The organism is Mycobacterium sherrisii (genome assembly GCF_002102355.1).
In the GTDB taxonomy this organism is placed as follows: domain Bacteria; phylum Actinomycetota; class Actinomycetes; order Mycobacteriales; family Mycobacteriaceae; genus Mycobacterium; species Mycobacterium sherrisii.
Map to the genome: position 1 here is coordinate 31,971 of NZ_LQPT01000023.1, position 19,511 is coordinate 51,481.

Below are 19,511 nucleotides of genomic sequence, written 5' to 3' on the forward strand. Positions count from 1 at the left end.
ACCTTCGAATGCCCAAGCCCATCAAGCAAATTCACCTCGCCGCGCATTTCCCCGGCGTCAACAACACGACGGTGTGGAGCGACCCGGCGGCCGGAAGTCACATCGAGTTCAGTTCGTTCGCGCAGTTCGCCCGAACCGCGGAGCGCGGCAAGTTCGATTTCCTGTTCCTCGCCGAGGGGCTGCGACTGCGTGAGCAGAACGGCCAGATCTACGACCTCGATGTGGTGGGCCGTCCCGACACGTTCACCATCCTTGCCGCGCTCGCCGCGGTGACCGACCGGCTCGGGCTGACCGGCACCATCAACTCGACCTTCAACGAGCCCTACGAGGTGGCTCGGCAATTCGCCTCCCTGGACCATCTGTCCAACGGCCGGGCCGCCTGGAACGTCGTCACCTCGTGGGATGCCTTCACCGGGGAGAACTTTCGGCGCGGCGGCTTCCTGGCCGAAGACCAACGATACGAGCGGGCCAAGACGTTCTTGCAGACCGCCCACGAACTGTTCGACTCCTGGCGCGGCGACGAGATCGACGCGAACAAACAGACCGGGGTGTTCCTATCCGACCCGCAGGCCGGCGCGTTCGACCACCGCGACGCGCACTTCGACATCCGGGGCCGGTTCAACGTTCCGCGCAGTCCCCAGGGCCGGCCGGTGATCTTCCAAGCCGGCGACTCCGAGCAGGGCCGCGAATTCGCCGCGGCCGCCGCGGATGCAATCTTTTCCAGGCACAGCACTCTCGGTGCCGGACAGGCGTTTTACGAAGACGTCAAGGACCGTCTCGCCCGGTACGGTCGCCGACGCGACGACCTCCTGATCCTGCCCGCCGCGACCTTCGTGATCGGCGACACCGATGCCGAAGCCGCCGACATCGCCTACGAGGTCCGGCTTGCCCAGGTGTCGCCCCAAACGGCGATCAAGTTCCTCGAGCAACTTTGGAACCGGGACCTGTCCGACCATGACCCGGACGGGCCGTTGCCCACCGTCGATCCGGTGGTCGGCGAGCACGCCATCTCACGCGGCCGGGCCAGCGTCCGCATGTTCCGCGATCCGATCGCCATCGCCAACGAGTGGCGGGCCAAGGCCGAGGCGGAGAACCTGACCACACGCGACCTCATCGTGGAGGTGACGGGGCGCCAGTCGTTTATCGGCTCACCCCAGACCGTCGCCGCGACGATCAACGATTTCGTGCAGGCCGATGCCAGCGACGGATTCATCCTCGTCCCGCACATCACGCCGGGCGGACTCGATCCATTCGTCGACCGGGTGGTGCCGCTGCTTCAGGAGCGGGGAGTGTTTCGCGCCGACTACACCGGCGCCACGCTGCGCGAGCACCTGGGCCTGGCCCCGCTGCCGGCCCCGCGGCGGTCTGGGAGTTCGAATGCCTCGACCGGGGTGGCCTCATGACGGGCCGCGCGCGGTGACCACGCAACTGGGGGTTCTCGACCTGGTGCCTATCTCGTCGGGATCGACCGCGGCTCAGGCACTGCGCAACAGCATCGACCTGGCTCAGCACGCCGAAAGCCTTGGCTACGTTCGGTATTGGTTCGCCGAACACCATCTCAATCCCGGTGTCGCCGGTACCTCCCCCGCCGTGCTGCTGGCGCTGACCGCGGCCGAAACCACGTCGATCCGGCTCGGTTCGGGCGCGGTGCAGATGGGACATCGCACCGCGCTGGCCACGGTGGAGGAATTCGGACTGCTCGACGCGTTGTACCCCGGGCGGTTCGACCTCGGCCTCGGGCGCTCCAACGGTAAGCCGCGCGAGCCGAGATCCGCCGGGCCGATCGCACCGCGACCGGCGAGCAACCGACGCACCTCCACCGGATTGCAGATACCCGCGCCGTTCGACCCGGGGCCGCTGCTGGCCTCACCGCGCTTCGCACTGCAGCAAGCTTTGCTGCAACTGCCCGGCGCACAGTCGCAGGGCTACGCCGAGCAGGTCGACGACATTTTGGCGCTGATCGCGGACACCTACTCCGCCGATGGTGAGGAGGCGCATGTGGTGCCCGGCGGCGGTGCCGACCTGCAGGTGTGGGTTCTGGGCAGCAGCGGCGGCGAGAGCGCCGCCGTCGCCGGCCGCCGCGGGCTGCGGTTCGCCGCGAACTACCACGTCGCCCCCTCGTCGATCCTGGACGCGGTCGACGCCTACCGGGCCGCGTTCCGGCCCTCCGCCGAGCTCGGCCGGCCCTACGTCGCGGTGTCGGCCGATGTCGTCGTCGCCGACGACGACGCCGCCGCTCGCGAGCTGGCCGCCGGGTACGGGCTGTGGGTGCATAGCATCCGCACCGGCGCGGGGGCGATCCCGTTCCCGACGCCACGCGCGGCGCGGGCACACCGCTGGACCGACGCCGAGCGCGCGCTGGTCGCGGATCGGGTCGAGACCCAATTCGTCGGATCCCCGGCGCACGTGGCCGACCAGCTGGAGCGGCTGCGCGACGCGACCGAGGCCGACGAACTGATCGTGACCACGATTACCCACGACCACCGGGACAGGGTGCGGTCCTACCGGCTGCTGGCCGAGGAGTGGGCCCGCCGGTAGGGGCGCGGCGTGGTCCGGCGGACAGCACCGGCAGGAGCAGCAGCGCTGCCGTCAGCCATGCCACCGCCGGGAGCCAGGGCAACGCGGAGGCCACCGCGGGCAGCCGATCACCGTGCGCGGTGACCAGCGCGATGCGCGTCATCGTCGCCAGTGCGACCGCCGCGAACAGGCCCCCGGCTGCGGTGCCCGCCCTGCCGCGGCGGCCGATCGCCAACGCCGCAACCACCGCGCCTACCATCACGGCGCCCCAGGCCGCGCCGCAGATGAATTGGGCCGTCGCGAGCAAGACCACGTTGCTGGCCAGTGCGGCGGTAGCGGCGGCGACGGCGGCCACCACGGACCCCGCCAGTGTCGCGCGAGCACCGCCGAACCGGGCGACCAGCAACGAGGCCGGCGGCGTGAACAACGCGAAGCCGATCCAGAACACCAACAACAGGCCGCGATGTTGGCCCGGACCGGCGAACTTGGCGAACAACAGTGGCGAGTTGACCGAGTTATGCAACTGAAAGCCGGTCTGCGCCAACCACACCGCCGCCAAGAACGTGACCAGCAGGCCCGGGGAGAACTCGGTGCGCTCGGGTGCACGTGGCGCCGAATGGGCGAGGCGCCTTTCGGCCCAGACGATCGACAGCGTCACGACCAACACGGCGATGGCCGACGCGGCGAACAGAATCCGCGGGTCGTATCCCGCGATGCGTTCGGTGAGCAACGGCGTCGAGGCGGTGGCCAGGCCCCCGCCGGCGACGAACAGCGCGGACACCCAGGGTTGCCGGCCGGGCGGCGTGTAGCGCCCGAGCAGTGTCAGCGACGGCGCGCGCAACGCGGCGGACGTGATGGCCCACACCACGATCAGGGCGACGAATAACGGTGCGCTGGAACGGGATACGAAGGGAAGCAGCAAAAACGCCAGCGCCGAGATCGCCGTCAGCGCCGCGACGAGCCGGCCGACCCGCCCGATCACCCGGGCCACCCGGTCGGTCGCCGCACCGGCGGCCCAATCGCACACCGCGAAGATGAGTTGATCGACCACCAACAGCCAGCCGACCAGGCCGGGCTTGATGCCGGCCTGCGCCGCCAGGCGCGGGAGGTAGATGACGTATTCCACCCAGGCGAGCCCCAAGACGAGCTGGAGCAACCCGAAATAGAGCCCGACTCTGGTCGATACGGCGCGGGGCATGATCGGCCTTTCTAACGCGGATACCTGCATGAAGGGATACGGAGCGGGCGCGCGGGACTATTGGGGCCGGGACGGTTTACGTCGTCAGAAAAGACAAAAAGCGAAGTGCCGGTGCGCTACCGCGTTTCACATTTGCGGCGGGGGATGGATCCGGTTGGCGCGCAACCCTATCCGAGGGTCTTGATACCCGCCGCTGCGATTGTGAAGCCGTGGCCCGAGGACACGGTGCAGGTGACTCCGTCGGGCTTCGACGTGCAACTGAACGGGCCGAGACCGGCGGTTTGGTCATAGGCCAGGGTGGGTGTGCCTTCGCCCGCGTTGCCCAGGCAGGACACCCCCGTGCAGCTGGTGACGACGCCGGCCGCGGACAGCCGCGCCGACTGCGGCGGATCACTCGTCTGGCAGTAGGCCTCGTCGCCCACCGCGGGCTCACGCTGGTAGTCGATCTCGCAGCTGATGGTGCGTGACGGGGACAGGAACGCACACGTCGAGGCCGTGCAGGCCGGATTGTCCGCCGCGGCCGTGGGCTCGGTGGTCAAGCTGGCGATCCAGCAGCCCGCCACGATGATCCCGGTTGCCGCGACGAGCGCACCCTTCATGATGCTCAAACTAGCGGATGGGCAGCCCGGTCAGGGCCCGCGAGATCACCAGGCGCTGAATCTCGCTGGTGCCCTCGAAGATCGTGAAGATCTTCGCGTCGCGGTGCATCCGCTCCACCGGATAGTCCCGGGTGTAGCCGTTGCCACCGAGGATCTGAATGGCCTCGTCGGTCACGTAGACCGCGGCCTCGCTGGCCACGAGCTTGGCCATCGAGCCCTCGGCGGAGTCGAAGTTCTGGTTGTTGCGGGCCATCCATCCGGCCCGCCACACCAGCAGCCGCGCGGCGTCGACCCGGCTCTTCATGTCCGCCAGCTTGAACGCCACCGCCTGAAACTCGCCGATCTTGCGGCCGAATTGCTCACGCTGGCAGGCGTAGTCGAGCGCGTACTCGTAGGCCGCTCGGGCCACCCCGACGGCCATGGCGCCGACGGTAGGCCGGGTCCGTTCGAACGTCTTCATCGCGGCTTGCCCACCCGTCGACGCGCCAGACTTGACCCGCGCGATGTGGGCCTCGAACTTCTCCCGCCCGCCGAGGATGCAATCTTCGGGCAACCGGACATTGTCGAGGACCACCTCGGCGGTGTGCGAAGCCCGGATCCCGTGCTTTTTGAATTTCTGGCCCTGGCTCAAACCCTTGGTGCCCGGCGGAATGACGAAGGACGCCTGACCACGCGCGCCGAGTTCGGGATACACCGACGCGACCACGATGTGCACGTTGGCGATACCGCCGTTGGTCGCCCAGGTTTTGGTGCCGTTGAGCACCCACTCCCGGCTGGCCTCGTCGTAGCGGGCTCGGGTGCGGATGGCGCCGACGTCCGACCCCGCGTCGGGTTCCGATGAACAGAATGCGCCGAGCTTGGGGTCGCCGGTGGTGCCGAACATCTCGGGCAGCCAACCACCCAGCTGTTCGGGAGTTCCGTTGCCCGCCAACGCCGCCGCGGCCAGCCCGGTGCCCATGATGGAAAGCGCGATCCCGGCGTCACCCCAGAACATCTCCTCGAAGGCGGTGAGAAAGCCCAGCCCGGTGGGCTCGGCCGCCTGCTGCGCGAAGAAATCGGGGGAGTAGAGGCCAACCTTCGCGGCCTCCTGGATCACCGGCCAGGGGGTCTCCTCGCGTTCGTCCCATTCGGCCGCGGCGGGCCGGATCGTCTCGGCGGCGAATTGGTGCACCCAGTCCCGCACCGCGATCACGTCGTCGCTCAATTGCAGGGAGAAAGTCACGGTTGGCTCCTAAAGGCGGTTGCGGTCGGTGGTTTCGGTATTGGTGTGCTGGGCGAGGACGCTGACCGTCTGGTCGACCCACGCCTCGAAGTAGCGGTCCTCGTCGACGTTGCCCGGCAGGCGGCCCGACAGTGCCCGCAGCGTGGCCGCATACGACAGGGACGCGATCGCCACGGCCGCCGCGGCCTCGGGATCGGGAATGCTGGTGCGGCCGGCGCGATTGGTCGCCGTCAGTTCGTCCGCGAACCGTTGATAGGCGTTGTCGGTGATGACCTGCCAGGTTTTCTCGTCGAGGTCGCCGAGCTCTTCGGGTTCGCGCAGCATGACCTTGAGCAAATCCTCGCTGTGCATCAAATTGCTCCAGATCAGTTGGCCCGCCGTGCGCACTGCCTGCTCGACGCTGCCCGGCTGACCGGCGTCGTACTGCTCGCGGGCCGCGACGATGCTGTCGATCCGGTGCGTCACCGCGGCCTCGAGCAGCTTCCGCTTGGAGGAAAAGTGCTTGTACAACGCGCCCGATCCCGGAGCCAGCCCCGACGCCCGCTGGATGTCGGCGACCGAGGTGGCCGCGTAACCCTTGGCGGCGAACAGCTTCAGCGCCTCGGCCAGCAGGCGATCGCGTCCCGAATCAGCCATGGTGAGAGAGTACTCACTCACCATGGGGTTGGCAAACCCGTCCCCGGCGGCGGCCGTACCGACCGGCGGTAGCCGGAACGGCCGGCGGTGCGCAATGCTGGGGCGTGGGCGCACGGTCCGGCACCCGGCCCGCGCCGAGCGACGACGGAGGGATCGCAATGAACATCGCAATGAACGAAGAGCAGCGCAACGCGATGGCGTCGGGACGGGGCTTCATCGCCGCTCTGGATCAAAGCGGCGGGAGCACACCGAAAGCGCTCAAGCTGTACGGGATTGGCGAGGACGCCTACGACGGCGACGAGCAGATGTTCGACTTGATCCATCAGATGCGCAGCCGGCTGATCGCCAGCCCGAGCTTCTCCGGCGACAAGGTGATCGCGACGATCCTGTTCGAGCAGACCATGGACCGCACCATCAACGGTGAGGACTCCGCCGCGTACCTGTGGAAGCAAAAGCACATCGTGCCGTTCGTGAAGGTGGACCAGGGGCTCAGCGAGGCCGACAACGTCATCGACGGCGTCCAGCTGATGAAGCCGATGACGAAGCTCGACTCGCTGCTCGAGCGCGCCGTCGGCAAGGGCATTTTCGGCACCAAGATGCGCTCGTTCATTCACGAACCCAACGAGAAGGGCATCGACGCCGTCGTCGAACAGCAATTCGAGTACGCCGACAAGATCGCCGCCCGCGGCCTGATGCCCATCATCGAACCCGAGGTCAGCATCCACAGTCCCGACAAGCCCAAAGCGGACGATCTGCTGGTCGCCGCGCTGCACACCCGGCTCGACACGCTGCCCGACGACAGGCAGGTCATGCTCAAGCTGACCCTGCCCGACGAGGACAATCTGTACGCGCCGCTGATCGCTCATCCGCGGGTGCTGCGGGTGGTCGCGCTGTCCGGCGGCTACAGTCTGGCCGAGAGCTGCCAGGTGCTCAGCCGTAACCACGACCTGATCGCCAGCTTCTCGCGGGCCCTGACGGAGGGGCTGACCGCCCAGCAGAGCGACGCCGAATTCGACGCCAAACTCGCATCCAATATCGAGGACATCTACGTGGCGTCCATCACTTAGGTTCGACCGTTAGGCTGCTGGTCATGCCTAGAAAGCTGCCCTCGCCGAAGATCGTTTTGGAATGGCCCGCGCTGCGTCAGTTCCGGTCGGGCGACGTGTTCGGTCGCGGCCCGGCGGTCACCTCCAAGCACACCCGCGCGCTGACGCCGCGCACCACGACGGCCGACCGGGTCGTGCAGAGCGTGTGCCCCTACTGCGCGGTGGGGTGCGGCCAGAAGGTGTTCGTCAAGGACGAAAAGGTCGTGCAGATCGAGGGCGACCCCGACTCGCCGATCTCGCGCGGCCGGCTCTGCCCCAAGGGGTCGGCCAGTGAGCAGCTGGTCAACTCGCCGGGGCGCCAGCTGGAGGTGCTCTACCGGGCGCCGCGGGCGACCGAATGGCAGCGCATGGACCTCGACACCGCGATCGACATGGTCGCCGATCGCTTCCTCGAGTCCCGCCGCCACACCTGGCAGGACATCGACAAGAAGGGCAACCTGCTGCGGCGCACCATGGGGATCGCCGCCCTCGGCGGAGCGACGCTGGACAACGAAGAGAACTACCTGATCAAGAAACTCTTCACCGCGGCCGGCGCGATTCAGATCGAGAACCAAGCTCGTATTTGACACAGCTCCACGGTTCCCGGTCTGGGAGCCTCGTTCGGGCGCGGTGGCGCCACCCAACCACTGCAAGACATGGCCAACGCCGATTGCATCATCATCCAGGGTTCCAACATGGCCGAGTGCCATCCGGTGGGATTCCAATGGGTTGAGGAAGCCAAGGCGCGCGGCGCGAAGCTGATTCATGTCGACCCGCGCTTCACTCGCACCTCGGCGGTGTCGGACAAGCACATACCGATCCGGGCGGGCTCCGACGTGGTGCTGCTTGGGGCGCTGATCAACCATGTCCTGCGCAACGACCTGTGGTTCAAGGAGTACGTGGTCGCCTACACCAACGCGGCCACCCTGATCAACGAGGACTTCCGGGACGCCGAGGACCTCGGCGGCTTGTTCTCCGGCTTCGATCCCGCGACCGGGCAGTACGACCCGTCGACGTGGGCGTATGCCACCGCCGACGGTGACGGCGCCGAACACGGCATCGCCGGCCCGGACGACCGGCACGAGCACGGCTCGTCGGCCTCGGCGCGCGCGGCGGGCGACCAGCACGGCATGGGCGGCCCCGCGCTGGCGCACGCCCGGGTGCTGCGCGACGAGACCCTGCAGCATCCGCGGACGGTGTTCCAGATCCTCAAGCGGCACTACGCCCGCTACACCCCGGAGATGGTCACCAGCCTGTGCGGCATCAGCCGCGAGGATTTCGACTACCTCGCCCGCAGCATCGTCGAGAACTCCGGCCGCGAGCGCACCACCTGCTTCGCCTATGCCGTCGGGTGGACTCAACACACCCTCGGCGCCCAATTCATCCGCACCGCAACGATCTTGCAGCTGCTCATGGGGAACGTCGGCCGCCCCGGCAGCGGCATCATGGCGTTGCGCGGCCACGCCAGCATCCAGGGTTCCACGGATATCCCGACGCTGTTCAACTTGCTGCCCGGGTATCTGCCGATGCCGTCGGCGGGCGCGCACAACACCCTCGCCGACTACCTGGACGGGGTGGGCTCCAAGGACCAGAAAGGCTTCTGGGCCAACGCCGACGCCTACCTGGTCAGCCTGCTCAAGGCGTGGTGGGGGGACGCGGCGACCGCGGACAACGACTGGGCCTACGACTACCTGCCGCGGCTGTCCGGACCGCACGGTACCTACCAGACCGTGGTGGGGATGCTTGACGACGAGGTCGAGGGCTACTTCCTGTTGGGCCAGAACCCGGCCGTCGGATCGGCCCACGGCCGGATGCAGCGGCTGGGCATGGCGCACCTGAAATGGCTTGTGGTGCGCGACCTTAACCTCATCGAGTCGGCCACCTGGTGGAAGGACGGCCCCGAGATCGCGTCCGGCGAGTTGAAGACCGAGGACATCGAGACCGAAGTGTTCTTCTTTCCGGCGGCCACCCACGTCGAGAAGGCCGGGTCGTTCACCCAGACGCAACGGCTGTTGCAATGGCGGCACAAGGCCGTCAATCCGCCCGGCCAATGCCAAAGCGAGCTCGAGTTCTTCTACGAGCTCGGCAGGAGGATCAAGGAGCGGTTGGCGGGTTCGACCGACGAACGCGACCGGCCGCTGCTGGACCTGACGTGGGACTACCCGACCGATGAGCACGGCGAGATCGACAGCGAGGCGGTGCTGGCCGAATACAACGGCCATCACCTCACCGGGCCGGACGCCGGCCGGCCGGTCTCCTCGTTCAACGAGTTGCGCGCGGACGGGACGACGGCGTGCGGTTGCTGGATCTACGCGGGGGTATACGCCGGCGGCGCCAACCAGTCGGCCCGCCGGGTGCCGCACGGCGGCACCAGCCCGAACCAGGCGGAGTGGGGTTGGGCCTGGCCGGAGGACCGGCGAATCCTGTACAACCGCGCCTCCGCCGACCCCGACGGCCGCCCGTGGAGTGAGCGCAAGAAGTACGTCTGGTGGGATCCCGAGGCCGCCGGCGGCAGCGGCCGCTGGGTCGGCTACGACCAGCCCGACTTCGTCGTGGACCGCGCACCGGGCAGTCGCCCCGACCCCGACGTCGGCGGACCGGACGCGCTGGCCGGCGACGACGCGTTCGTGATGCAGGCCGACGGCAAGGCGTGGCTGTTCGCCCCGAAGGGCGTCGTCGACGGTCCGCTGCCCACACACTACGAGCCGCAGGAGTCGCCGGTCGCCAACGCGCTCTACCCGCAACAGCAAAGTCCCTCGCGAATCATGTTCCCGCGCAAGGACAATCTGAGTGCGCCGAGCGCGGGGGACCCCGGCGTCGACGTGTACCCGTACGTGTTCACCACCTACCGGCTCACCGAGCACCACACCGCGGGAGGGATGAGCCGATGGTTGCCCTACTTGTCCGAATTGCAGCCGGAGATGTTCTGTGAGGTCTCACCGGAGCTGGCCGACGAACGCGGTCTGCAGCCCTACGGGTGGGCCACCATCGTCTCGCCGCGTGCGGCGATCGAGGCGCGAGTGTTGATCACCGAGCGGATGACCCCGCTGCGCATCGGGGGCCACACCGTGCACCAGATCGGGCTGCCCTACCACTGGGGCGTGGGCAACGACGCGGTGGTCAGCGGGGACGCGGCGAACGACTTGCTGGGCATCACCCTCGACCCGAATGTGCAAATCCAGGAGTCCAAGGCGGGGTCCTGCGACATCCGGCCCGGCCGGCGGCCGCAGGGCGAGGCGCTGCTGCGGCTGGTGGCCGAATACCAGTCCCGCGCCGGCGCCACGGTCGAGACGGACAATGTACGAGTCACGCCGCAGGTTTGGGACGCCCTCGAATCCGCGGGTGGCCAGCACAGGAAGGACGCCGATGGGCCAGCTGACCGGACCGAGTGACCCGGCCGTGGCTGCTGGTTGGTCAGATGCCAAGCCGCGCAAGGGTTTTTTCACCGACACCTCGATCTGTATCGGTTGCAAAGCCTGCGAAGTGGCGTGCAAGGAGTGGAACCGCAACCCGCGCGACGGCGAGCTGGAACTGCTGGGCTCGTCCTACGACAACACCGGCGCGCTCGGTGCGAGCACCTGGCGGCACGTGGCCTTCATCGAACAGGGACGAGACCGCATCAAGGAGGCGCGCGAATCCGGCCGTGCGCTCATCGGTTTGGGGATGCCGGCAATGCCCGGTTCGGCCGGACAGGTCGACAGCGAGCCCGATCTCAGGCCGCCGGACACCCCGGAGTTTCGCTGGCTGATGTCCTCGGACGTGTGCAAGCACTGCACGCACGCCGGTTGCCTCGACGTGTGCCCCACCGGGGCACTGTTCCGCACCGAGTTCGGCACGGTCGTGGTGCAGCACGACGTCTGCAACGGCTGCGGCACCTGCGTGGCGGGCTGCCCGTTCGGCGTGGTGGAGCGGCGCAGCGACGGCACCTACGCGACGCCCGTGGAACGCCCCGGCCGGCCCAAGGAGGAATTCGTCACCGGGGTCGCCCAAAAATGCACGCTGTGCTACGACCGGCTGGTCGAAGACCAGACGCCCGCTTGCGCGCAGACCTGCCCGACCACGTCGATCAAATTCGGCAATCACGACGAGTTGGTGGTCCAAGCGCGGCAGCGGGTCGCCCAACTGCACGCCGAGGGACGCACGGAGGCAAGGCTTTACGGCGCCAACGAGGACGACGGCGTCGGTGGCACCGGGTCGGTGTTCTTGTTGCTCGACGAGCCCGAGATTTACGGCCTGCCCCCCGACCCCCGGGTGTGCACGGCCGACCTGCCAACCATGTTCAGGCGGGCCGGCATCGCGGCGGCCGGCATGATCGGTGCGGCCGCGTTGGCCTTCTGGAGGAATCGGTGAGCACCTCCGAATTCGACAGCTTCCGGCCGCCGCAGCCCACGGGCGGCAAGCGCCGAAAAGGGAAGCGCGGCAACAGACGCGGCGTTAATGACGGCTCCCGCGAGATGCCGATGGTGCCCGACGCCGAGTTCACCTCCTACTACGGGCGTCCGGTGGTCAAGCCCGCGCCCTGGGGCCACGAGGTGGCGGCCTACCTGTTCCTGGGCGGCGTGGCCGGCGGATCCGGCCTGCTGGCAGCCGGTGCGCAGTTCACCGGCCGAAACACGTTGCGCCGCAACACCAGACTGTCCGCGCTGATCGCGGTGGCCCTCGGCGCGGTCGCCCTGGTGCTGGATCTGGGTCGGCCCGAGCGGTTCGTCAACATGCTGCGCACCATCAAGCTCACGTCGCCGATGAGCATCGGCTCGTGGATCCTCAGCCTGTTCAGCGGCGGCATCGGGGTGGCGGCCGTCGCGGAAATCGACAAGATGACCGGCGAGCGAATCCCATTGGGCCCGTTGCGTCCGGTGCTGCGTACCGTCGAGGCGCCGGCCGGGGTCGCGGCGGGTGCCTTCGCCGCCCCGCTGGCGGTCTACACCGCGGTGCTGTTGGGCGACACCGCGACTCCGACCTGGAATGCCATGCATAAGGACCTGCCGTTCGTATTCGTCAGCTCGGCGAGCCTGGCCGCCTCGGGGTTGGCGATGATCACCACCCCGGTCGCCGAGGCCGGGCCGGCGCGCACGCTGGCGGTGCTCGGTGTCGCCGGTGACCTCGTCGCCACCAAACTGATGGAACGCCGGATGGACCCGGTCGCCGCGGAGCCGCTGCATCACGGCGAGCCCGGGCGGATGCTGCGCTGGAGCGAACGCCTCGCCGTCGCGGGGGGACTGGGCACACTGCTGGCCGGCCGGCACCGCGGCGTGGCGGCGGCGTCGGGTCTGGCGTTGCTGACCGCGTCGGCCCTGACCCGCTTCGGCGTGTTCGAGGCCGGCAAGGAATCGGCCCGGGACCCGCGCTACACGATCGAACCGCAGAAGCGGCGGCTGGCCGCTCGGCGCGCGGCCGGCATCACCGACGACTCGATCACCACCGCCCGCTGAGCTCAGCGGATCTCGACGCCCGCCGCCGCGGTGGTGTGCCCGATCACCGGGTGACCGGGAAGCTCACCCACCACCAGCAAGCCGCCCGAGGTCTGCGCGTCGGCGAGCAGCAGCAGATCGTTTTCGGTCACCCCCGAACCGGGCCGCAGGTGCGGGCGGACCCAATCGAGATTTCGCTTCGTCCCGCCGGAGACGAACCCGTCGCGCAGCGCCACCCGAGCCGCGTCGATCACCGGCACCGCCGCGCGGTCGATCACGGCGCCCACCTTCGACGCCCGGCACATCTTGTACAGGTGGCCGAGCAACCCGAAGCCGGTGACATCCGTCGCGGCACGCACACCGTGGGCCAGCGCGGCCTCGGCGGCCGCCCGGTTGAGCCGAGTCATCGTGGCGATCGCCTCGGCGAACACCTCACCGGTCTGCTTGTGGCGATTGTTGAGCAGCCCGACCCCGAGGGGTTTGGTCAACGTCAGCGGCAGGCCCGGCTCGGCGGCGTCGTTGCGCAGCAAGCGAGTCGGGTCCGCCACGCCGGTCACCGCCATGCCGTACTTCGGCTCCGGGTCGTCGATGGAGTGGCCGCCGATCACCGGGCAGTTCGCCTCCGCCGCCACCGCCAGGCCGCCGCGCAGCACCTCGGTCATCAATTCCAGCGGCAACACGTCCCGCGGCCAGCCGACCAGGTTGATCGCGACCACCGGGCGGCCGCCCATGGCGTACACATCCGAAAGGGCGTTGGCCGCCGCGATCCGTCCCCAGTCGTAGGCGTCGTCGACAACGGGGGTGAAGAAGTCCGCGGTGGACAGCACCGCCAGATCGCCGACCAACACCGCGGCGGCGTCGTCGCCGTCGTCCAGCCCGACCAGCACGTGCTCCCCGGCTTGGCCGGTCAGGCCGCGAACGGCCTCCTCCAGATCGCCCGGCGGGATCTTGCAGGCACAGCCACCGCCGTGCGCGTAGCCGGTCAACCGGGTCGGGGTATCGATCTGAGCCATGGCTCGAGCCTACGAGTGCGGGATCACCCCACCCCGCGGATGTGGCGGATCTGACAAGACCGCTACGGGACGGCTCGGTATTACTACTGACCAGCTACGTTGTCCATGGAGGCGTTTGGGTTCCTGGTGGTCCCCCCGGTCTTCAAAACCGGTGAGGTCGAGTATCTCGGTCTGGCGGGTTCGATTCCCGTCCGCCTCCGCCACACGCAGACCGAGGAGGTCGGGAGGTAAGTGACACAGGTCGACCCGCGCCGTCTGATCCCGCGCACCGATCGATTGCTGGCGCTCCCGCCGGTGCGGGAGGCGCGAGTCCGGCTGGGCGAGGACGCCGTCCGGGCCGTGGTGCGCGAAATTCAGGACCGGGCTCGCGGTGGGGCCCTGCCACCGGACCAGGTGCCTGACGCGGTGGTGGCGGCGCTGGCGGCCCGGCGCAGCACGAGGTTGCGGCCCGTGCTCAACGCCACCGGCGTCGTCGTGCACACCAATTTGGGGCGGGCGCCGTTGGCCGCCGCCGCGGTCGAGGCGCTGGTTTCGGCGAGTGGCTACGTCGACGTCGAACTGGACCTGGCCAGCGGCACCCGGTCGAAGCGGGGGGTCGCCCTGCGTGAGGCGCTGCTGCAGGCCTGCCCGGCGGCCGAGGATACGCTGGTGGTCAACAACGGCGCCGCGGCGCTGGTGCTGGCGACCACCGCGCTGGCCGGTGCTGGCCAGGCCGAGTTCGACGTCCGCGAGGTCGTCGTGAGTCGCGGCGAACTGATCGAGATCGGCGCCGGGTTTCGGCTGCCCGACCTGATCGCATCCACCGGCGCCCGGCTGCGCGAAGTCGGCACCACCAACCGCACCCACCTGAAGGACTATGCCGAGGCGATCGGCCCGCAGACCGGATGCGTGCTCAAGGTGCATCAAAGCAACTTCCGGGTGGAAGGATTCACCTGCGCCGTTTCGGTGTCCGAGCTGCGGGCGCTGACCGCCGCGAAACAGCTGCCGCTGGTTGTCGACCTGGGCAGCGGGCTGCTCGCACCCGAGCCGCTGCTGCCCGGCGAGCCGGACGCCGCCACCGCGCTGGCCGACGGCGCCGACATCGTCACCGCCAGCGGGGACAAGCTGCTGGGCGGGCCGCAGGCGGGCATCGTGCTGGGCCGCGCCGAGGTGCTGCAGCGGCTGGCCCGGCATCCGCTGGCGCGGGCCGTCCGCGCCGACAAACTCACCCTGGCCGCGCTGGAGGCCACGGTCCGGGCCGGCGCGTCGCCGGTCACGCGGGCGCTGCACGCCGATCCCGGACAGCTTCGCGCCCGGGCGCAGCGACTGGCCGCGGCGGTCGGGGCCTCCGTCGTCGCACATGACGGACGGGTCGGGGGCGGCGGCGCTCCCGGCGTCCCGCTGCCCGGCTGGGCGGTCCGCCTCCCCGCGGCCGCGGCGGCCGCTCTGCGCGCCGGCGAGCCCGCGGTGCTGCCGCGCGTGCACGACGGCGCATGCCTGGTCGATCTGCGCTGCATCCCCGAGTCCGACGACGACCGCCTGCTGGCCGCGGTGTCCGCCGCGCTGGCCGGGATAGCCGAGGCGGACCGCTGAGCACGACGGCTTCTCCTCTCCCGCCCGTCTCCCGTGTCGTGGCCACCGCCGGGCACGTCGATCACGGCAAGAGCACCCTGCTGCGCGCGCTGACCGGCATGGAGCCGGATCGGTGGGAAGAGGAGCAGCGCCGCGGCCTGACCATCGACCTGGGCTTCGCGTGGACCACCTTGCCGTCCGGCCGACAGGTGGCCTTTGTCGATGTGCCAGGCCACCAACGCTTCCTGGCCAACACCCTGGCCGGCCTCGGGGCGACACCGGTGGTCTGCTTCGTCGTCGCCGCGGACGAGGGTTGGCAGGCACAGTCCAGCGACCACCGCGACGCGCTCGCCGCCCTGGGCATCCAGCACGGCCTGATCGCGGTCACCCGCGCGGACCGGGCCCCCGACCGCGCCGCCCCGGTGCTGGCCCAGGCCCGCGACGAGCTGGCCGGCACCGGACTGCGCGACGCGCCCGGCGTCGTGGTGTCGGCCGTCACCGGGACCGGGCTGACCGAATTGCGTGAGGCCCTCGACGGGGTGCTCGCGCGGCTGCCCGCGCCGGAGGCCACCGCGCGGGTGCGGTTGTGGGTGGACCGATCCTTCACCATCACCGGCGCGGGCACCGTCGTGACCGGAACGCTCACGGCCGGCACCGTCGCCCGCGGCGACCGGCTCGATCTGCTCGGCGCCGAGCAGGGCCAGTCGGTGGTGATTCGGGGCCTGCAATGCCTCGGCGAGCCTCGTCCCGCGCTGGGCCCGGTGGCGCGGGTCGCGCTGAACCTGCGGGGCGTACCGCGCGAGGTCGTCCAGCGGGGGCACGCGCTGGTCACCCCGGACGCCTGGCCGAGCACCGGCACGCTCGACGTCCGCCGCACCACCGGCGGCCCGCTTACCGAGGCGCCGGCGCAGCTCGTCATGCACGTCGGGACCGCGGCCGTGCCCGCACGGCTGCGGCCGTTCGACGCGGACCACGGCCGGCTCACGTTCGGCCGGCAATTGCCGCTGGTGCTTGGCGACCGGTTGGTGCTGCGCGACCCGGGCGGCCATCGGATCCTCGGCGGTGCCCAAGTGCTCGACGCCGACCCCCCGGCGTTGCGCCGACGCGGTGACGGCACCCGCCGGGCGGTGGCCCTGAGCGGGATGGACGCCGCCGGCGACCTCGCGGCCGAAGTGGCCCGCCGCGGTGCGGTGCGGGCGAGCCATCTGCGCCGGTTGGGGTTGCTGGCGTCGCGGGGCACGACGCCCGCGGGGGTACGGATTCTGGACGGCTGGTGGGTGCACGGCGCGACGTACGAAGCCTGGCAGCAGCGCTTGCGCGGCGCAGTCGAGGAGCTGCACGCTCGAGACCCGTTGGCGGAAGGGGTTTCTCGCGGCGCGGCCCGCGATCTGCTGGCCCTGCCGGACGCGTCGCTGCTCGATGCCGTCATCCGCGACGCCGGGCTCGAACAGCAAGGCGGCCACATCCGGGCGGCCGGTGCGCCCGGCGATCTCGGCGCCGCCGAAGCAGCGGTGCGGAAGTTGGAGCAGCGGCTGGGTGTCAATCCCTTCCACGCACCGGAGGCCGACGACCTGGCGGCCTGGCGGCTGTCCGCCCGCGAATTGGCGGCGGCCGAGCGGGCGGGACGGGTGCTGCGCCTGCGCGACGGAGTGGTATTGCTGCCCACCGCGCCCGCGCTGGCGATGCGGGAGCTGGCCCGCCTCGAGCAACCGTTCACCACCAGCCAGGCCCGGCAGGCGCTGGGCACCACTCGGCGGGTGGCGATTCCGCTGCTGGAACACCTCGACGCGCGGGGCTGGACCCGGCGGTTGGACGCCGGCCACCGCGAGGTGGTGCGATGAGTTTGAGTTTGCTTGTCGCCCTGCGGATTAGCAGCGAGGCCGCCGGATGATCGTCATCGTCGGGGCGGGGATATGCGGGCTGTCCACCGCCTACGAACTGTCCCGGCGCGGGGAAAACGTCGTCGTCTTCGAGCGGGGCGAGCCCTTCGCCGAGCAGTCCGCGGGACTGGCGCGCATCTTTCGGATCGCCCACCGCCGTGCCGCGCTGTGCAGGCTCGCGCTGCGGGCGCGCGACGGTTGGCGGCGCTGGGAAAGCGAGCTGGACACCGGGCGGCTACTTGGCTCCGAAGGTTTCATCGCGGCCGCCCCGCCCGCGGCGACGGTGACCGCGATGACGGAGGCGGGCGCCGAATTCTCCTGGCTCGACGGCCGTGGCATCCAGGCCCGCATCCCGTTCGTGGCGCCCGCCTGGCAGACCGGGATTTTCGATCCGCTGGGTGGCAGCCTGCGCATCCGCCGCGCCCTGACGGCGCTGGCCGCCCGGGTCGAGATCCGGCGCGGCCGCGTCGTCTCGCTCGGCGATGACGGCTCGGTGCGCCTGGCCGATGGCACGGTCACCCGCGGCGATGGGGTTGTGGTCTGCGCGGGCGCCCACACCACGGAACTGCTCGGGCCGCTCGACGTCGAGTTCGCACCGCACACGCGATTCACCTACCAGGGCGGCGACGCTGTGGGCGCGGCCTGCCTGTCGGCGCCCGAGGGATACGGGCTGCCGTTGGGCAGCACCGGCCGTTGGGCGTTCGGACAAGAGTCGCCGGACCCGGCCGGGGTGCGCGCGCTGTTCCCGTCGCTGTCCCCGGTGGGGCAGGTGGACTGCGTCACGGTCCGCGCCCCGTGGCTCGACGCGGGAGGGGACGGATGGCTGACGGTTCGCCGCGGCCGAGTGGTCGGCTTCGTCGGTAGCAACCTGATGAAGTTCGGGCCAGTGCTGGGCGAACTGCTCGCGCAAGCTGCTCTGGGCGACGGGCTGCCCAGCGAGTTGACGCTGGAATGAAACGAGAGTCGCTGGGACGCAACAACGATAATGGCCGTGATGGCCGTCGATCAGCAAGGGAGCCCAACATCCGCGCGTTGAAGAAGATCCGGCTGCCGATGCGTGTGCTGTCGTTGCGCACGATTGTCATCGTCGCGCAGTTGGGTGTGATCGCCCTGGTCGTCACGCTGGGCGTCTGGGTCTGGGTCGGGGTCACCAATGACCAATACAGCCAGCTCGATCGCCGGCTGGACTCCGTCAGCAGCCTCGGCGATATCGACTCGCTGCTCAACAGTCCGCAGCCATCCAGCCCCGATCGGCCCACGCCGGACGGCAACCTGGTGCGCACGGCGCGTGTCGGGCCCATGACGGTGTCGTTGCCCAGCAACATCGTCCTGCCCAAACTCGCCAACGGGTACGCCAACACCACCATCAACGGCGTGCAGTACCGCGTCCGGACGTTCGAGGCCGGGCCGGCCTCGATCGCGCTGGCCGCACCCCTGGCCGAAGCCCAGCATCGCATCAACGAATTGCATTTACGTGTCCTGTTGATCTGTGCCGGCGTCATCGGTGGGACGTTCTTGGTCGGCTGGGTCATCTCGTTGATCATGGTGAATCCTTTTGTGCTGCTCGCCCGGCAAGCCCGCGCGATCAACGCCCAATCGAGTCCGGACGAGGTCCAGGTGCGTGGCGTGCGGGAGGCCGTCGAGATCGCCGAGGCGGTCGAACAGATGCTGGCCCGCATCGGCAACGAGCAACAGCGCACCCGGGCGGCGCTGGAGTCGGCGCGCGACTTCGCCGCCGTCGCCTCGCACGAATTGCGCACCCCCCTGACGGCGATGCGCACCAACTTGGAGGTGCTTTCCACGCTCGAGCTGGGAGCCGAGCAGCGCCAGGAGGTCATCGGCGACGTCATTCGTACCCAGAGCCGTATCGAGGCCACGTTGACGGCACTGGAACGCCTGGCGCAGGGCGAGCTGACGACCGTCGACGACTTCGTCCCGTTCGACATCACCGAGCTGTTGGATCGCGCCGCGCACGACGCCCTGCGCATCTACCCCGACGTGGAGGTGTCGCTGGTGCCGTCGCCCACCGTGTTGATGGTGGGCCTGCCCACGGGTCTGCGGCTGGTGATCGACAACGCGATTGCCAACGCCGTCAAGCACGGGGGTGCGTCCAAAATCCAACTCGCCGTGAGCAGCTCCAGCCGGGGCGTGGAAATCGCGATCGACGACGACGGCACCGGCGTTCCGGAGGACGAACGCACCGCGGTGTTCGCGCGGTTCTCTCGAGGCTCCACGGCGTCGCGTTCGGGTTCAGGGTTGGGGTTGGCGCTGGTAGCCCAACAAGCCGAATTGCACGGCGGGACGGCATCTTTGCATGCCAGCCCGCTGGGCGGGACGCGGCTGCTGTTGCAGCTGGCAGGTGACGGTCGTGGTCCCGCCGACTGGGCATGATCGAAATG

Annotated in this window: 15 protein-coding genes and 1 tRNA gene; 11 read left to right on the forward strand and 5 right to left on the reverse strand. The window is 69.7% G+C overall.

Features of this window, described 5'->3' with window-relative positions:
* The first annotated feature begins 8 nt into the window (after nt 1-8).
* Nucleotides 9-1,403: an NtaA/DmoA family FMN-dependent monooxygenase gene (locus tag AWC25_RS04070; RefSeq protein ID WP_069399357.1), complete on the forward strand. Its 1,395-nt coding sequence runs from the start codon at nt 9-11 to the stop codon at nt 1,401-1,403.
* 13 nt (nt 1,404-1,416) lie between these two features.
* Complete coding sequence (locus AWC25_RS04075; protein WP_211281017.1) at nt 1,417-2,538, forward strand: LLM class flavin-dependent oxidoreductase; 1,122 nt, start codon at nt 1,417-1,419, stop codon at nt 2,536-2,538.
* Here the strand turns inward: AWC25_RS04075 and AWC25_RS04080 are convergent.
* The 4 genes from AWC25_RS04080 to AWC25_RS04095 form a co-directional block, all read right to left on the reverse strand.
* A complete protein-coding gene (locus tag AWC25_RS04080) occupies nt 2,471-3,715 on the reverse strand; it encodes an MFS transporter (protein ID WP_085166394.1) in 1,245 nt (414 codons plus the stop codon). The genes AWC25_RS04075 and AWC25_RS04080 overlap by 68 nt on opposite strands.
* 167 nt (nt 3,716-3,882) lie before the next feature.
* Nucleotides 3,883-4,314 carry a hypothetical protein gene (locus AWC25_RS04085; RefSeq protein ID WP_069399436.1) on the reverse strand — a complete coding sequence of 144 codons (432 nt, stop codon included), beginning with the start codon at nt 4,312-4,314 and terminating at the stop codon, nt 3,883-3,885.
* 10 nt (nt 4,315-4,324) lie between these two features.
* Complete coding sequence (locus AWC25_RS04090) at nt 4,325-5,536, reverse strand: acyl-CoA dehydrogenase family protein (protein WP_085166395.1); 1,212 nt, start codon at nt 5,534-5,536, stop codon at nt 4,325-4,327.
* Between the two features lie 9 nt (nt 5,537-5,545).
* Nucleotides 5,546-6,172 (reverse strand): TetR/AcrR family transcriptional regulator, encoded by a 627-nt coding sequence (locus AWC25_RS04095; protein ID WP_069399437.1) that lies wholly within the window; start codon nt 6,170-6,172, stop codon nt 5,546-5,548.
* A 170-nt stretch (nt 6,173-6,342) separates the two neighbouring features.
* On the opposite strand from AWC25_RS04095, the gene AWC25_RS04100 reads away from it, so the two are divergent.
* Genes AWC25_RS04100 through nrfD form a run of 4 tightly spaced genes read left to right on the forward strand, consistent with a single transcriptional unit; the run spans nt 6,343 to nt 12,689 of the window.
* Nucleotides 6,343-7,239, forward strand: a complete 897-nt coding sequence (locus AWC25_RS04100; RefSeq protein ID WP_069399438.1) for a fructose bisphosphate aldolase — start codon at nt 6,343-6,345, stop codon at nt 7,237-7,239.
* 23 nt (nt 7,240-7,262) lie between these two features.
* Nucleotides 7,263-10,649, forward strand: a complete 3,387-nt coding sequence (gene fdh / locus AWC25_RS04110) for a formate dehydrogenase (protein ID WP_232326921.1) — start codon at nt 7,263-7,265, stop codon at nt 10,647-10,649.
* Nucleotides 10,624-11,607 (forward strand): 4Fe-4S dicluster domain-containing protein, encoded by a 984-nt coding sequence (locus tag AWC25_RS04115; RefSeq protein WP_069399439.1) that lies wholly within the window; start codon nt 10,624-10,626, stop codon nt 11,605-11,607. The genes fdh and AWC25_RS04115 overlap by 26 nt, the downstream gene beginning before the upstream one ends.
* Nucleotides 11,604-12,689 carry an NrfD/PsrC family molybdoenzyme membrane anchor subunit gene (gene nrfD, locus AWC25_RS04120; protein ID WP_069399362.1) on the forward strand — a complete coding sequence of 362 codons (1,086 nt, stop codon included), beginning with the start codon at nt 11,604-11,606 and terminating at the stop codon, nt 12,687-12,689. Before AWC25_RS04115 ends, nrfD begins: the two co-directional genes overlap by 4 nt.
* A gap of 2 nt (nt 12,690-12,691) precedes the next feature.
* Here nrfD and selD read toward each other — a convergent pair whose 3' ends face one another.
* Nucleotides 12,692-13,681: a selenide, water dikinase SelD gene (gene selD / locus AWC25_RS04125; RefSeq protein WP_069399363.1), complete on the reverse strand. Its 990-nt coding sequence runs from the start codon at nt 13,679-13,681 to the stop codon at nt 12,692-12,694.
* A 107-nt stretch (nt 13,682-13,788) separates the two neighbouring features.
* Between selD and AWC25_RS04130 the strand changes: the two genes are divergently transcribed.
* From AWC25_RS04130 to AWC25_RS04150, 5 genes are all read left to right on the forward strand, one after another.
* Nucleotides 13,789-13,884: transfer RNA gene (locus tag AWC25_RS04130), tRNA-Sec, on the forward strand.
* Between the two features lie 28 nt (nt 13,885-13,912).
* A complete protein-coding gene (gene selA / locus AWC25_RS04135) occupies nt 13,913-15,253 on the forward strand; it encodes an L-seryl-tRNA(Sec) selenium transferase (RefSeq protein WP_069399440.1) in 1,341 nt (446 codons plus the stop codon).
* 38 nt (nt 15,254-15,291) lie between these two features.
* The gene (selB, locus tag AWC25_RS04140) at nt 15,292-17,073 is read left to right on the forward strand and encodes a selenocysteine-specific translation elongation factor (protein ID WP_232326922.1); all 1,782 of its coding nucleotides are present in this window, start codon (nt 15,292-15,294) and stop codon (nt 17,071-17,073) included.
* Nucleotides 17,074-17,119: 46 nt separating this feature from the next.
* Nucleotides 17,120-18,067, forward strand: coding sequence for an NAD(P)/FAD-dependent oxidoreductase (locus AWC25_RS04145; RefSeq protein ID WP_069399364.1), 948 nt, complete (start codon nt 17,120-17,122; stop codon nt 18,065-18,067).
* 98 nt (nt 18,068-18,165) lie between these two features.
* Nucleotides 18,166-19,503, forward strand: a complete 1,338-nt coding sequence (locus AWC25_RS04150) for a sensor histidine kinase (RefSeq protein WP_069399442.1) — start codon at nt 18,166-18,168, stop codon at nt 19,501-19,503.
* The last annotated feature ends 8 nt before the right edge of the window (nt 19,504-19,511 follow it).

Coding starts and splice junctions, on each gene's coding strand:
- AWC25_RS04070 (WP_069399357.1), top strand. CDS start 9: ATGCCCAAGCCCATCAAGCAAATTCACCTCGCCGCGCATTTCCCCGGC.
- AWC25_RS04150 (WP_069399442.1), top strand. CDS start 18,166: ATGCGTGTGCTGTCGTTGCGCACGATTGTCATCGTCGCGCAGTTGGGT.
- AWC25_RS04115 (WP_069399439.1), top strand. CDS start 10,624: ATGGGCCAGCTGACCGGACCGAGTGACCCGGCCGTGGCTGCTGGTTGG.
- AWC25_RS04145 (WP_069399364.1), top strand. CDS start 17,120: ATGATCGTCATCGTCGGGGCGGGGATATGCGGGCTGTCCACCGCCTAC.
- AWC25_RS04095 (WP_069399437.1), bottom strand. CDS start 6,172: ATGGCTGATTCGGGACGCGATCGCCTGCTGGCCGAGGCGCTGAAGCTG.
- AWC25_RS04080 (WP_085166394.1), bottom strand. CDS start 3,715: ATGCCCCGCGCCGTATCGACCAGAGTCGGGCTCTATTTCGGGTTGCTC.
- selD (WP_069399363.1), bottom strand. CDS start 13,681: ATGGCTCAGATCGATACCCCGACCCGGTTGACCGGCTACGCGCACGGC.
- AWC25_RS04100 (WP_069399438.1), top strand. CDS start 6,343: ATGAACGAAGAGCAGCGCAACGCGATGGCGTCGGGACGGGGCTTCATC.
- AWC25_RS04085 (WP_069399436.1), bottom strand. CDS start 4,314: ATGAAGGGTGCGCTCGTCGCGGCAACCGGGATCATCGTGGCGGGCTGC.